General features: G+C 71.1%; 12 protein-coding genes. 8 read left to right on the forward strand and 4 right to left on the reverse strand.

The window, feature by feature from the left end; all coding sequences use genetic code 11:
* Positions 1-138: 138 nt before the first annotated feature.
* From ACTWJ8_RS30155 to hydA, 4 genes are all read left to right on the forward strand, one after another.
* The gene (locus ACTWJ8_RS30155) at positions 139-1,434 is read left to right on the forward strand and encodes an aspartate aminotransferase family protein (protein WP_443260791.1); all 1,296 of its coding nucleotides are present in this window, start codon (positions 139-141) and stop codon (positions 1,432-1,434) included.
* Positions 1,435-1,463: 29 nt separating this feature from the next.
* Positions 1,464-3,008, forward strand: a complete 1,545-nt coding sequence (locus ACTWJ8_RS30160) for a PucR family transcriptional regulator (RefSeq protein ID WP_443260792.1) — start codon at positions 1,464-1,466, stop codon at positions 3,006-3,008.
* A 117-nt stretch (positions 3,009-3,125) separates the two neighbouring features.
* Positions 3,126-3,968 (forward strand): nitrilase-related carbon-nitrogen hydrolase, encoded by an 843-nt coding sequence (locus tag ACTWJ8_RS30165; RefSeq protein ID WP_356379177.1) that lies wholly within the window; start codon positions 3,126-3,128, stop codon positions 3,966-3,968.
* A 22-nt stretch (positions 3,969-3,990) separates the two neighbouring features.
* On the forward strand, positions 3,991-5,397 hold the full coding sequence (gene hydA, locus ACTWJ8_RS30170) for a dihydropyrimidinase (RefSeq protein WP_443260793.1): 1,407 nt from the start codon (positions 3,991-3,993) through the stop codon (positions 5,395-5,397).
* Between the two features lie 12 nt (positions 5,398-5,409).
* Here hydA and ACTWJ8_RS30175 read toward each other — a convergent pair whose 3' ends face one another.
* Positions 5,410-5,967, reverse strand: a complete 558-nt coding sequence (locus tag ACTWJ8_RS30175) for a M23 family metallopeptidase (RefSeq protein WP_356379183.1) — start codon at positions 5,965-5,967, stop codon at positions 5,410-5,412.
* Positions 5,968-6,036: 69 nt separating this feature from the next.
* Positions 6,037-7,113: a metallophosphoesterase gene (locus ACTWJ8_RS30180; protein WP_443260794.1), complete on the reverse strand. Its 1,077-nt coding sequence runs from the start codon at positions 7,111-7,113 to the stop codon at positions 6,037-6,039.
* A gap of 197 nt (positions 7,114-7,310) precedes the next feature.
* Between ACTWJ8_RS30180 and ACTWJ8_RS30185 the strand changes: the two genes are divergently transcribed.
* On the forward strand, positions 7,311-8,294 hold the full coding sequence (locus ACTWJ8_RS30185; RefSeq protein ID WP_443260795.1) for a phospholipase: 984 nt from the start codon (positions 7,311-7,313) through the stop codon (positions 8,292-8,294).
* Between the two features lie 14 nt (positions 8,295-8,308).
* Here ACTWJ8_RS30185 and ACTWJ8_RS30190 read toward each other — a convergent pair whose 3' ends face one another.
* On the reverse strand, positions 8,309-9,526 hold the full coding sequence (locus ACTWJ8_RS30190; protein ID WP_443260796.1) for an MFS transporter: 1,218 nt from the start codon (positions 9,524-9,526) through the stop codon (positions 8,309-8,311).
* Between the two features lie 249 nt (positions 9,527-9,775).
* Between ACTWJ8_RS30190 and ACTWJ8_RS30195 the strand changes: the two genes are divergently transcribed.
* The 3 genes from ACTWJ8_RS30195 to ACTWJ8_RS30205 all read left to right on the forward strand — a co-directional run bounded on the left by ACTWJ8_RS30195 (position 9,776) and on the right by ACTWJ8_RS30205 (position 13,331).
* Positions 9,776-10,645, forward strand: a complete 870-nt coding sequence (locus tag ACTWJ8_RS30195) for an oxygenase MpaB family protein (protein ID WP_443260797.1) — start codon at positions 9,776-9,778, stop codon at positions 10,643-10,645.
* Positions 10,646-10,708: 63 nt separating this feature from the next.
* Complete coding sequence (locus tag ACTWJ8_RS30200) at positions 10,709-11,728, forward strand: TIGR03842 family LLM class F420-dependent oxidoreductase (RefSeq protein WP_443260798.1); 1,020 nt, start codon at positions 10,709-10,711, stop codon at positions 11,726-11,728.
* Positions 11,729-11,816: 88 nt separating this feature from the next.
* Positions 11,817-13,331 (forward strand): NCS1 family nucleobase:cation symporter-1, encoded by a 1,515-nt coding sequence (locus tag ACTWJ8_RS30205; RefSeq protein WP_443260799.1) that lies wholly within the window; start codon positions 11,817-11,819, stop codon positions 13,329-13,331.
* Between the two features lie 25 nt (positions 13,332-13,356).
* Here ACTWJ8_RS30205 and ACTWJ8_RS30210 read toward each other — a convergent pair whose 3' ends face one another.
* Entirely contained in the window at positions 13,357-14,325 is a 969-nt protein-coding gene (locus ACTWJ8_RS30210) for an arabinan endo-1,5-alpha-L-arabinosidase (RefSeq protein ID WP_443260800.1), read from the reverse strand.
* Between the last annotated feature and the right edge of the window lie 184 nt (positions 14,326-14,509).

Consider the following 14,509-nt stretch of genomic DNA (forward strand, 5'->3'; position numbering starts at 1 on the left):
CACCCGCACGGGTGCCGGGCGGGACGCGATCCAGCGGGTTGCCGACGATGGCCTTGGCAAGCACCCCCAAGAGGCTTACGTTCGACCCTCTACGGCCGTTCTACGTGCGTAGAGACGTAAGGAAAAGGAGTGCCGCCGATGACCGCCCCCTCCCGAGCCTCTCTGCACCACCGCCACCGCGAGGTCCTGCCGGACTGGCTCGCCCTGTACTACGACGACCCGATCGAGCTGACCCACGGCGAGGGTCGGCACGTGTGGGACGCCGAGGGCAACAAGTACCTGGACTTCTTCGGCGGCATCCTCACCACGATGACCGCGCACGCGCTGCCCGAGGTCACCAAGGCGGTGAGCGAACAGGCCGGCCGGATCATCCACTCCTCGACGCTCTACCTGAACCGGCCGATGGTCGAACTCGCCGAGCGCGTCGCCCAGTTGTCCGGCATCCCCGACGCCCGCGTCTTCTTCACCACCTCCGGCACGGAGGCCAACGACACGGCCCTGCTGCTCGCCACCGCGTACCGCCGCTCGAACCAGATCCTGGCGATGCGCAACAGCTACCACGGCCGCTCCTTCTCCGCCGTCGGCATCACGGGGAACCAGGGCTGGTCGCCCACGAGCCTCTCCCCGCTCCAGACCCTGTACGTGCACGGCGGCGTGCGTGGTCGCGGACCCTACGCGCACCTGTCCGACGCCGAGTTCGTCGACGCCTGCGTCGCGGACCTGCGCGACATGCTCGGCCAGACCAGGGGCAGCGTGGCGGCGCTGATCGCCGAACCCATCCAGGGCGTCGGCGGCTTCACCTCCCCGCCCGACGGCCTGTACGCCGCGTTCCGCGAGGTCCTGAACGAGCACGGCATCCTGTGGATCTCGGACGAGGTGCAGACCGGCTGGGGCCGCACCGGCGAGCACTTCTGGGGCTGGCAGGCGCACGCGCAGGCCGGACCGCCGGACATCCTCACCTTCGCCAAGGGGATCGGCAACGGCATGTCGATCGGCGGCGTCGTCGCCCGCGCCGACGTCATGAACTGCCTCGACGCCAACTCCATCTCGACGTTCGGCGGCTCACCGATCACCATGGCCGCGGGCCTCGCCAACCTCTCGTACCTGCTGGAACACGACCTCCAGGGCAACGCGCGGCGGGTCGGCGGGCTCCTCATCGAGCGGCTGCGCGCCATCGCCGCCACCGCGCCCGGCGTACGCGAGGTGCGCGGGCGCGGGCTGATGATCGGCATCGAGCTGGAGACCCCGGGCCCCGGCCCCGACGCGGTACAGGTCGTCGAGTCCTGCCGGGAGCAGGGCCTGCTGATCGGCAAGGGCGGCGGCCACGACACGAGCGTCCTGCGGATCGCGCCGCCGATGTCGCTGACGGTGGCCGAGGCGGAGCAGGGGGCCGGGATCCTGGAGCGGGCGCTGCACTCCAGCCCCGCCGGGTAGCCGCTCGACGCGAGGGAGGCCCTCCGGAGATGTCCGCACACGCTCTCACCGTCCGCCAGATACTCGCCCTCGACCGGATCGCCGCGGGCCGCCCCGAGGTGGTCGCCGCCGCCGACCACCTCGACCGCCCCGTCCGCTGGGTGCACGTCGCGGAGGCCGCGGACGTCGGCGTCATGCTCAGCGGCGGCGAACTGGTGCTGACCACGGGCGTGCTGCTCGCGGACGACGCCCGGCGGCAGGCCGAGTACGTGCACTCGCTGCACCGCGCGGAGGCCGCCGCGTTCGTCCTCGGCCTCGGCCGCGCCTTCCCCGCTCCTCCGGAGGAGATGCGCCGCACCGCCGAGCGGCACGGGTTGCCCATGGTGGTGCTGCACCGCCCGTTCCCGTTCGCCGAGCTGACGGAGGAGGTGCAGTCCCGGCTCGTCCGGCGGAAGTTCGCGGCCGTCCGGCTCTCCGACGGCATCCGCACCGCGCTCACCGGGCTCATCACGGCGGGCGCCCCGCTCCAGCGGCTGCTCGACGAGATCGCCGCGCACAGCGGCTGCCCCGTCGTCCTCACCAACCTTGCCCACCGCGTCCTCGCCACCGCGGGTGAACGCCCCGCCGTCGACGACGTGCTCCGCGACTGGGACCGCATCGCGCGGCAGCCGGGCGGCGTCGACGGCGAGGGCTGGATCCGCGCCGAACTCGGCGGGCGCGGCGAACACTGGGGCGCCGTCGTGCTGTGCGGGCACCGGGGCGACGCGGCGTCCGGGCGGCTGCTCGCGGACCGGGCCGCCGAGGCGCTCGTCCTGCACCACCTGCTGACCGGCACCGGGCCCAGCTGGGAGGAGCAGTCCGCCCGCTGCCTCCTCGCCGACCTGCTCTCGGGCGCCGCCCCGCCGCGCGGTCTGCTGCCCCGCGCCCGCGCGGCGGGCCTCCCGGTGAACCGCCGCACCTTCGTCCCGCTCGTCGTGCGCGACACCACGCCCGCCCAACTCGACCGGCTGCTACGCCTGTTGGGTCTGCCCGGGCTGGTCGCCGAACTCGCCGAGCACACCACCGCCGTCCTCCTCAGCCTCGCCCGCGACCAGTCGCCCGACGCCCTCGCCGCGCACTTCGCGCGGCGGCTCCGCGCCGAGACCGGCGACGCGTCGGCCGTGGTCGCGGCCGGGCCCGCCCGCGCCGACTGGGAGGACGTGCCCGACGCGCTGCGCGAGGCGCTGCACGTCGCCGACGCCGTCACCGGGGCGCCGCCCGGCCTTCCGGCGGTCGTCAGGATCGGCGACGTAGGACTGCGCGGACTGGTCAGGCAGCTGCGCGACGACCCGCGCGTACAGGCCTTCTCCGAACGGGAGTTGGACGCGATCCTGGCCGTCGAGGACTCCGACGCACTGCTCCCCGTGCTGCGCGCCTACCTCTCCACCGGCCGCAACAAGTCCCGCACCGCCCACCTCACCCACATGAGCCGCCCGGCCCTCTACCGCCGCCTCGAGTCCATACAGGCGCTGCTCGGCGTCGACCTCGACGACTTCGAGCAGGCCGCCGCCGTGCATCTGGCGCTGCTCGCGCACGACGCGCAGTCGGCGCCGTGACACCGTGCAACGCCCCCGGCCCCCGCGCGTGACACGTTGCGACTCGGCCGCCGCGCCCCCGCCCCCTACCGTCTCAGCCAGCACCACCGAGCCGTCGAAGAACCGTTGGAGGTCCCGATGAGCCCCGTCATCCGCGCCGCGATCTTCCAGACCGCATGGACAGGCGACAAGGAGTCCATGATCAAGGTGCACGAGCAGGCGGTCCGCGACGCCGCCGCCCAGGGCGCCCAAGTCCTCTGCTTCCAGGAGCTGTTCTACGGCCCGTACTTCTGCCAGGTGCAGGACGCGACGTTCTACGAGTACGCCGAGTCGGTGCCGGACGGGCCGGTCGTCCAGCGCTTCCAGGCCCTCGCCCGCGAGCACGGCATCGTCCTCGTGCTTCCCGTGTACGAGGAGGAGCAGCCCGGCGTCCTCTACAACACGGCCGCCGTGATCGACGCCGACGGCACCTATCTCGGCAAGTACCGCAAGACCCACATTCCGCAGGTCAAGGGGTTCTGGGAGAAGTTCTACTTCCGGCCCGGCAACAGCGGCTGGCCGGTCTTCGACACCGCCGTCGGCAAGATCGGCGTCTACATCTGCTACGACCGGCACTTCCCCGAGGGCTGGCGCGCGCTGGGCCTCGAGGGCGCCCAGATCGTCTTCAACCCGTCGGCCACCTCGCGCGGCCTGTCCCGCTACCTCTGGCAGCTGGAGCAGCCCGCGGCGGCCGTCGCCAACGAGTACTTCGTCGGCGCCATCAACCGCGTCGGCGTCGAGGAGTACGGCGACAACGACTTCTACGGCACGTCGTACTTCGTCGACCCCGAGGGCCAGTTCGTGGGCGAGGTCGCCGACGACAAGGCGCCCGAACTCGTCGTCCGCGAGCTCGACATGGCGAAGCTGCGCGAGGTCCGCGACCGCTGGCAGTTCTACCGCGACCGCAACCCGCAGGCGTACGAGCCGCTGACCCGTCCGTGACCAGCTGTCCTTGGAGGAGCACATGAGCGCCGTCCGTACGGTCATCCGCGGCGGACTCGTCGTCACCGCCGCCGACGAGATGCACGCCGACGTCCTCATCGAGGGCGGCCGCGTCGTGGCCCTCGCGGCCACCGGCAGCGACACCGCCGCGTCCTGGTCGGACGCGCGCGCCATCGACGCGTCGCAGAAGTACGTCATCCCCGGCGGTGTCGACGGGCACACGCACATGGAGATGCCGTTCGGCGGCACGTACGCCGCCGACACCTTCGAGACGGGGACCCGGGCCGCCGCCTGGGGCGGCACCACCACCATCGTCGACTTCGCCATCCAGTCCGTCGGCCACTCGCTGCGCGAGGGCCTCGACGCCTGGCACGCCAAGGCGGACGGGCAGTGCGCCGTCGACTACGGCTTCCACATGATCGTCTCCGACGTCCACGACGAGACGCTCAAGGAGATGGACCTGCTGGTGGAGGAGGGGGTGACGTCCTTCAAGCAGTTCATGGCGTACCCCGGCGTCTTCTACTCCGACGACGGGCAGATCCTGCGGGCCATGCAGCGGGCCGGCGAGAACGGCGGCCTGATCATGATGCACGCGGAGAACGGCATCGCGATCGACGTCCTCGTCGAACAGGCCCTCGCCCGCGGCGAGACCGACCCGCGCTTCCACGGCGAGGTCCGCAAGGCCCTCCTGGAGTCCGAGGCGACCCACCGCGCGATCAAGCTGGCGCAGGTGGCGGGGGCGCCGCTGTACGTCGTGCACGTGTCGGCGCAGGAGGCGGTGGCCGAGCTGGCGCGGGCCCGCGACGAGGGTCTGCCGGTGTTCGGCGAGACGTGTCCGCAGTACCTCTTCCTGTCGACGGACAACCTCGCGGAGCCGGACTTCGAGGGCGCCAAGTACGTGTGCAGCACGCCGCTGCGGCCGAAGGAGCACCAGGCGGCGCTCTGGCGCGGACTGCGCACGAACGACCTCCAGGTCGTCTCCACCGACCACTGTCCCTTCTGTTTCAGCGGCCAGAAGGAGCTGGGCCGCGGCGACTTCTCGAAGATCCCGAACGGCATGCCGGGCGTCGAGAACCGCATGGACCTCCTGCACCAGGCGGTCGTCGACGGACACATCTCGCGCCGCCGCTGGATCGAGATCGCCTGCGCGACCCCGGCCCGGATGTTCGGCCTGTACCCGAAGAAGGGCACGATCGCGCCGGGCGCGGATGCCGACATCGTGATCTACGATCCGGCCGCCGAGCAGACGATCTCCGCCGACACCCACCACATGAACGTCGACTACTCGGCGTACGAGGGGAAGCGCATCACGGGTCGGGTGGAGACGGTGCTGTCGCGGGGCGAACCGGTGATCAGCGAGCGGGAGTTCACGGGGCGCGCGGGGCACGGTGTGTACATGCCGCGAGGGACCTGCCAGTACCTGGCCTGACAGGGGGCGGCGTCACGTGAGGCGGACGCCGTGCCGTGCCAGATAGGCGACCGGGTTCACGTCCGAGCCGTACCCGCGGCGTGCACGGATCTCGAGGTGGAGGTGCGGGCCGGTGGCGCGTCCTGTGCTGCCGCTGTCCGCGATGCGCATGCCGGGGGTGACCCGGGCCCCCGGGCGGGTTCGGATGCGGCTGAGGTGTCCGTAGACGGCGTAGTGACCGTCCGTCATCCGGATGGTCACCGCCTTGCCGTAGTCGCCCGACCGCTTGGCCAGCACGACGGTGCCCGCGCGGACGGCGAAGACCGGCGTCCCCTCGGGAACCGCGAGGTCGATCCCCGTGTGGTGCCCCGCCTGCCAGTTGCCGCGCACTCCGTAGCGGGCGGAGACGCGGTAGCGCCGACGGAGGGGCATGGCGGCGCGCCGGGGCGGCCCCATGGGAACAGGGGAGTGGGCGGCGGCGTCGGGCGCCAGGCACGTGGTGAGCGCACCGCCGATCAGGGCCGTGGACAGGCCGAGGACCCGACGCCGTGTGGAGTCCGCGGCCGGTGTGCTGTGCTCGTGAGAAGCCATGACCGACAGGTCACCCTCGTTGGGGACCGCCCGCATCTCCGCGGGAACCATACAGGTGAGCGCGTGCCGCTAACGGGCGATGCGCTCCGTTCGTGTGTGGCGGTACGCGTGCCGGTGGTCGGAGGTCTCCGGGTCCACGGTGTACGCGTCGGTGACCACGCGGTCGGCGTTGATCGAGAGCATCATGAAGCCGAGGGTGTCGTAGGCCGCCCAGAACTCCGTGTTGTCGGCCCGGTTGCCCTTCCCACCGGTCTTCGCGGCCGCGCCGCAGACGATCTGCTGGGTGCCGTGGTGGTCGGCGCCGGTGTCCAGGATCTGGAGCGTGTGGTCATGGCCGGAGAGGATGAACTCGGCCTTGCCGCAGACCACTTCCTCGTACAGTTCCTTGACGTGCTTCCCGCTCATGTAGTCGCCGCAGGTGACACCCTCGTACGCGCCCGCGTTGCCGTGCGCGCCGTTGTTGCGCAGCGGGTGGTGGGCGAAGACGAACTTCCAGCGGGCGCGGGAGGCGGCGAGCGCGTCGGCCAGCCAGGCGCGCTGCTTGTGGGCGAACGGGCCGTCCCAGTGGTATTCGGGGTCGGTCTGAAGGACGTACGAGGAGAGTGGCGTCGTGTCGATGGCGAAGAACTCGGCGACGGGGGCCTGTTGGGGGACGGCCACGCGGTAGTGGCGGTCGGGCATGTTCCAGCGGGCCGAGTGCCGGTGGTAGGCGATCTCGTGGTCGCCGCGGGAGGGGCGGCCACCGCTGCCGGGGATGACACCGCTGGTGTCGTGGTTGCCGAGCACCATCAGCCAGGGGACGTCGATGCCTTTGTTGGGCTCCTCGAACTTGGTGGTGAACTCGTCGTCCAGGTCGTCCTCGGGGCCGTTCTCGTAGATGTTGTCGCCGAGTCCGATCGCGAGGTCGACACCGCGCTTCGCGCACAGCTCGCGTGCGGCGGCCGCGACGGCGAACTGGTCGGGCGTGCCGGTGCCGGCGTCGCCCGTGATCAGCACGTTCAGCTCGGCCTTGTCCGGCATCGGGAACTTGGCCACGCCGTTCTCGGCCGCCAGCGCCTGCCGGCCGAACGCGCCGAGGGCGACGGCGGTGCCGACGCCGCCGACCCCCGCGAGCATGGCGCGCCTGTTGATTGCCTGCGACTGCATCCTGTGTCTCCGTCTCCGGGGGCCGGACGGGCTGGGGAGGTGCAGTGAATCCCGGTGGCACCGCGAGGAACAGGTTACTGACCGGTTACTTACGTCACACTCGCTGGTTACCGAACGGTAACCAAGCGTAGGCTCCTCCGAGTTTTGCCTGCTCCAGAACGACTGTTGCCCCCAACGACAGAGAGGACCCCGTCCGGATGAGCGCCGTACGCAGACGCCGCAGGACATTGCTGGCCCTGGCCCTGGCCTTCGCCGCCGCCCTGGGAACCGCGGGCTCCGCGGCCGCCGCCCAGGGCTCCGCACCCGCCGAGGAGCCCGGCCATCAGCGCCCCACCTGGGCCATCGCTCACCGGGTCCTCACCACTCAGGGGGTGACCGCGGCTCTCCGGGACGGCGCCAACGCGCTGGAGATCGACGCCACGGCCTGGAAGGAAGGCTGGTGGGCGGATCACGACGGCACGCTCACCAGCTACGGCGACACGATGGCCGCCATGTTCGACCAGGTCGCGAAGGAGCACCGGACGGGGCGTCACGTGTCGTTCGTCTGGCTGGACATGAAGAACCCGGACTGGTGCGCGAGCAGCGACTCGGACAGGAAGCAGTGCTCCGCGGTCGCCCTGAGGGACCTGGCCCGCGCCAAGCTGGAGAGCCAGGGCATCCGGGTGCTCTACGGCTTCTACGGGACCGAGGGCGGCAGCGGCTGGAAGGACGTGACGGGCAGCCTGAACAGCAAGGAAGGCGTCGCCTACAGCGGCACCTACGCGGACGTCCGGGACGGCTACGCCGAGCACGGGGCGGCCATCGCGCGGAACCAGCGGGTGATGGACGACGGCCTGTTCGACATGGCGCTCAAGTTCGGCGGCATCCGCGAGGAGCTGCGGGCCGGCGGCCGGGCCCGGGACCGCGGAGAGCTCGCCGGCACGGTCGGCTGGACCGTGGGCACCGGCGACCGGGAGCGCGCCGAGACCCTGCTCTCCGACTCGGCCGACGGCGCCGCCGTGGACTCCCTGATCTACGGCAACCGGATGTCCTGCTACCCCGACGGCGTCAGCGGCCCGAAGGGCTGCGGAACGAACGGCAGCGGCGCGCGGGAGGCCCTCTCGTACATCCGGAACTACGTCGAGGCCCACCCGAACACCCGCCGGATGGCCACCAGCCAGGACGTCCCCTTCGGCAGCTGAGAGGGCAACCGCCGTCAGGGCTTCGTCAGCGTGACCTGGTCGGGCCGCTCCGACGTCTCGATGCCGGACGACGCGACCACCTCGGAGCGGCGGCCGCGGTCCAGCGCGCCGCCGACGAAGGCGAGCGCGAGGCCCGCGAGGGCGAGGGCCGCGCCCACCAGGGTGGGGGAGGTCCAGCCCCAGCCCGCGGAGATGGCGAGGCCGCCGAGCCAGGCGCCGCCCGCGTTCGCGAGGTTGAACGCCGAGTGGTTGGAGGCGGCCGCCATCGTCGGCGCCGCCTCCGCCTTGGCCATCAGGAGCATCTGCACGGGCGTCGTGATGAGGGAGCCGAGCGCCCCGACGAGCGTGATGACGACGAGCGCGGCCACCGTGCTGTGCACCGCGAAGTAGAACGCCACGAGCGCCGCCGCGAGCAGGCCGAGGCCCGCGTACAGGGTGGACCGCAGCGCGCGGTCGGTGAGCGGGCCCGCGACCAGCGTGCCGAGCGTCATGCCGACGCCGTACAGGGCGAGGACCAGCGTGGTGGAGGAGTCGGAGATGCCGGTGACGTTCGTCAGCATCGGCACCAGGTAGCTGTAGACGGCGAAGAAGCCGCCGAAGCCGACCACCGCCGTGGCCAGGCCGATCACCACCTGCCGGTTGCCCATCGCGCGCAGCTCGTGCCGGATCCCGGCGCCCTCGCCGCGCGGCTGGTGCGGCACGAACAGGGCGAGCGCCGCGAGCGCGAGACCGCCGATGACGGCGACCGCCCAGTACGCGGAGCGCCAGCCCAGGTGCTGGCCGAGCGCGGTGCTCGCCGGGACGCCGACGATGTTCGCGACCGTCAGGCCGAGGAACATCTTCGACACGGCGCGCGCCGCCCGGTCCGGCGTGACGAGCCGGGACGCGACGACGGCGCCGACACCGAACAGCGCGCCGTGCGGCAGCCCCGCGAGGAACCGCGCGGCGAACAGCAGGCCGAAGTTCGGGGCGAGCGCCGACGCGGCGTTCCCGACCACGAACAGGCCCGACAGGAGCAGCAGCAGCTTCTTGTGCGGGATCCGGGCGCCGATGCCGGTCAGGACGGGGGCGCCGACGACGACACCGAGCGCGTACGCCGAGACGAGATTGCCGGCGTGCGGCACCGACACGTCGATGCCGTCGGCGATCTGGGGCAGCAGCCCCATCGTGGCGAACTCGGTGGTGCCGATGCCGAACGCGACAACAGCCAGGGCCAACAGGGCCAGCGGCATGGTGCAGAAAGCCTTTCGAAGAACGGGGGAGGCCGACCCCTGGCGCAGGGATCGGCCGACAACCCGTGCAGCACCGGGACGGACCCGCGCATTCCGCGATCGCCCCGTGAACCGCCGTGACCTCCGTCACCCCGCGCCGTGTGTCCGCGCGCCGACGCCCTTGATCCGCGACCGCGGCCGTACGAAGGTGGGTCGGCGGGCACGTCGGGGAATCGGCCCCGCGTGCGCCACGGCCCAGGGAGGACCAGCGTGCGGCGCGACCACTGGATTCGACAGATCCGCCGGCTCGACCCCGACACCGACTACCACGAGATCTACGGCATCAGCTCGTCGTACGAGTTCCCCTGGGACACCATGCAGGCGCTCGGGTTCGCGCTCTACCGCACGTACGCGGTGCCGAGCATCGGCCGACTCCTCGGCCGCACCGGCGAGTTCACCGAGCGCACGCAGAAGCGCTACGACGACACCGTGCTCATCCTCGACGCCATCGGCGAGCACGGCCCCGACACGGGGGAGGGCCGCGAGGCGGTGCGCCGGATGAACCGGATGCACCGGGCCTACGACATCTCCAACGACGACTACCGCTACGTCCTGTCGACGTTCGTCGTCGTGCCCAAGCGCTGGATGGACGACTACGCGTGGCGCCCGTACTCCCCGCACGAGGTGCGCGCCGCCACCAACTACTACCGGGACCTCGGCCGCCGGATGAACATCAAGGACATCCCGGAGACGTACGAGGAGTTCGAGACGCTCATGGACGACTACGAGCGCCGCCACTTCGCGTACGACCCGGGCGGCTACGCGGTGTCGGAGGCGACGCTCGACCTGATGGCGTCCTGGTACCCGGGCCCGCTCGGCGGCGCCGTGCGCCGGGCCTCCGTCTGCCTGATGGACGCCCCGCTGCGGGCCGCGTTCGGGTACCGGAACCCGCACCCGGCCGTGGAGCGGGTGGTGCGCGGCGGGCTGCGGGCACGCGGCAGGTTCGTACGGCTGCTCCCGGCGCGCGGAAATCCCAAGCACGGAAGGGAGAGCAGCACCGTGCGCGGCTACCCGAACGGGTACCGGATCGCCGACCTCGGCACGTTCCCCGGGAGGATGAAAGAAGAGCGACGCGCGTAGAGAAGCTCTTGCCAACCCCCTGCACGAGGTCCACGATTGTCCCTTCCGAACGAGGGGCTCGCCATGGATTTCGGACTCGTCCTGCAGACCGACCCGCCCGCGTCCGCGGTCGTGGACCTCATGAAACGCGCGGAGGCCGCCGGCTTCACCCACGGCTGGACCTTCGACTCCTGCGTGCTGTGGCAGGAGCCGTTCGTCATCTACAGCCGGATCCTCGCCGAGACCGGCACGCTCACCGTCGGACCGATGGTGACCAACCCGGGCACCCGCACCTGGGAGGTCACCGCCTCCACCTTCGCGACCCTCAACGACATGTACGGCAACCGCACCGTGTGCGGCATCGGGCGCGGCGACTCCGCGATGCGCGTCGCCGGGCGCAAGCCGAACACGCTGGCCAGGATCAGCGACGCGATGAAGGTGATCCGCGCACTCGGCCGCGGCGAAGAGGCCGACCTCGGCGGCGGCTCCGTCGTCCGCTTCCCCTGGGTGCGCCCCGGCGCCGAACTGCCCGTGTGGATGGCGGCGTACGGCCCCAAGGCCCTCAAGATGGCGGGCGAGGAGGCCGACGGGTTCATCCTCCAGCTCGCCGACCCGTTCCTCACCGAGTGGATGGTGAAGGCGGTGCGGGACGCGGCGAAGGCGGCGGGCCGCGACCCCTCCGACGTGAAGATCTGCGTCGCCGCGCCCGCCTACGTCACGGCCGACGACTCTCCGGACGCCCTGGCCCACGCCCGCGAGCAGTGCCGCTGGTTCGGCGGCATGGTCGGCAACCACGTCGCCGACCTCGTCGCCAAGTACGGCGCGCACTCCAGCATGGTCCCGGACGAGCTGACGGATTACATCAAGGCCCGCGAGGGGTACGACTACGCGCACCACGGCCGCTCGGGAAACCCCGACACGGCGTTCGTGCCCGACGAGATCGTCGACCGCTTCTGTCTCATCGGCCCGCCCGCCGCGCACCGCGAACGGCTGGGAGCGCTCAGGGAGTTGGGCGTCGACCAGTTCGCGGTGTACGCGATGCACGACGCGCGCGAGACGGTCATCGACACGTACGGCAGCGAGATCATCCCGGCGCTGCGCTAGCAGGACCGAGCAAGGCCCGTACCAGGCAAGGCAGTTGACGGCACACCGCACGGCCGCTGTATCCGTCCCTCCGCAGAACGGACTGCCCATGACCGACACCGCTCCGAGAGCATCGAGGACCGCGGTGGAGCTCGCCGCCGACGCGTACCCCGCCGGCAGCCGCTACGCCAACGAGGATCTGCGCCCCGTACCGCTCGCCGACCGCCGCTGGACCACGTACAACTTCGTGGCCCTGTGGATCGGGATGGCGCACTGCATCCCCTCCTGGACGCTGGCGTCCGGGCTCGTCGCGCTGGGCATGGACTGGAAGCAGGCCGTCCTCACCATCGCCCTCGCCAATGTCATCGTGCTGCTCCCGATGCTGCTCACGGGGCACGCGGGACCCAAGTACGGCATCCCCTTCCCGGTCCTCGCGCGGGCCGGGTTCGGGATCCGCGGCGCCAATCTGCCCGCGATGGTGCGGGCCGCCGTCGCCTGCTGCTGGTTCGGCATCCAGACGTGGATCGGCGGCCAGGGCATCTTCGTGCTGCTCGGGAAGATCTTCGGCGGCTGGACGGGGGCGGCCGAGGTCGGCGGCTACCCGTGGACGCTGTGGCTCTGCTTCGTCGTCTTCTGGGCCATCGAACTCGCCATCATCTACCGGGGCATGGAGACGCTGCGCCGCTTCGAGAACTGGGCGGCGCCGTTCGTGCTCGTCGGCGCGGTGGTGCTGCTCGTCTGGATCGCGAACAAGGCGGGCGGCTTCGGCCCGCTGCTGCACGAGCCGTCGAAGGTCGGCTGGGGTCCCGACTTCTGGAAAGTCTTCTTCCCCGGCCTGATGGGCATGATCGGCTTCTGGTCGACGCTGTCCCTGAACATCCCGGACTTCACCCGCTTCGGGAAGGGGCAGCGGGCGCAGGTCTGGGGCCAGACCATGGGTCTGCCGACGACCATGACGCTCTTCGCGCTGATGTCGGTGCTGGTCACGGCCGGTTCCGAGAAGGTGTACGGGGCGCCGATCTGGGATCCGGTGGCGCTGGCGGGGAAGACGGACAACGTGTTCGGGCTGCTGTTCGCCCTGGTCACGGTGTTCGTGGCGACGATCTCCGTGAACGTCGCGGCGAACGTCGTGTCCCCGGCCTACGACCTGGCGAACCTGGCCCCGAAGCTCATCAGCTTCCGCACCGGCGCGATCCTCACCGGCGTGGTGGGCGTGCTCGTCATGCCGTGGAAACTGACGTCGACGCCCGAGCTGTACATCTTCACGTGGCTCGGCGTCGTCGGCGGCCTGCTCGGCACGGTCGCCGGCATCCTGATCGCGGACTACTGGATCGTGCGGCGCACGGTGCTGCACCTGGCGGACCTGTATGTGCGCGGCGGGCGCTACTGGTACCGGGGCGGCTGGAACTGGCGCGCCGTTCTCGCCTTCGCGGTCGGCGGCGTACTGGCCGTGGGCGGCTCGTACTCGACGCTGAACGCGAAGGGCGAGAAGGCGGGCCCGTTCCCCGTCGACGGCCTGATCCCGTTCCTCAAACCGCTGGCCGACTACGGCTGGGCGGTCGGCCTCGCGGCGTCACTCGCCCTCTACACGGGGCTGATGCTGGGGGAGCGCCGCTCCCAGTAGGCGCCGCTCTCAGTAGGCGCCGCTCTCAGTAGGCGACGGGCCACCCCGAGCTCCAGTCGAGCAGGTTGATGCCGAGCTTCGGGGTGCCGTTGTCCTGGCCGTCGTAGTAGTGGTAGACGATGAGATCGCCGTCGACGTCGCTCATGATCGACTGGCCGCCGGGGCCGATGTAGCGGCCGTGCGACTCGAGGACCGGGGTGCCGCCGTTGTTCGTCATGGCGACACCGTTCTTGTCGTAGTAGGGGCCGGTGACGCTGGTGGCGCGGCCGACCTTGACCTTGTACGTGGAGCTGGTGCCCGCGCAGCAGGTGTCGTACGAGGCGAACAGGTAGTAGTAGGCGCCGTGCTTGACGACGTACGGGGCCTCGACGGCCTTGGTGCCGGTGGGGCGCGCGGCCAGCGAGTAGCGCTTGGTGTCGCCCGCGTGCTGCTTGCCGGTCGCCGGGTCGACGCGGATCATCTTGATCCCGCTCCACCAACTGCCGAACGACAGCCACCACTTGCCGTCGCCGTCGACGAAGAGGTTCGGGTCGATGGCGTTGTAGTCGCTGGACGTGGTGGAGGTGTAGACGACGCCGTAGTCGGTCCAGGAGCCGGGCTCGCCGGTCGTCGAACCGGCGAGGCCGATCGCCGACTTGTTGGAACCGAAGGTCGAGACGGCGTAGTACATCAGGTACCTGCCGCCGTGGTACGAGATGTCGGGTGCCCAGGCCTCCGTCGCGTACGAGGACCACCACGAGGGTTTGGTGGTGAAGGCGTCGCGGCCCGCGGTGAAGGCGGTGCGGTCGGTCGACGAGCGTTCGGCGAGGCCGCCGCCGGTCGCGTAGAGCAGGTACGTGCCGGCGGAGGTGCGGATCATCGTGGGGTCGTGGACGACGGTGGCGCCGGTGACCGTACCGGGGTTGGGGTACGCCGACGCGGTCGAGGGGATCAGGGCCAGCAGCGCGGCGGCGGGGAGGGCGAGTAACGCGGTTCTTCGTGAAGCGCGGGGCATGGGGGGCTCCCTTGTTCGGCATGTCGAATGCCATTCGTGTGTCCGGACGGGAACGTAGGGTCGAAGGCTTCGCGCGTCAATGAATCGCGCAGCTTCCTCTGAATCCGCTTTCTGTGACGTGAGCCATTGACGGATCGCCCTCCGATCAGGTTTGGTATACCAAACTGGAGAGGCGGGCGCTGTG

It is taken from the genome of Streptomyces sp. SDT5-1 (assembly GCF_052245995.1).
Classification (GTDB): domain Bacteria; phylum Actinomycetota; class Actinomycetes; order Streptomycetales; family Streptomycetaceae; genus Streptomyces.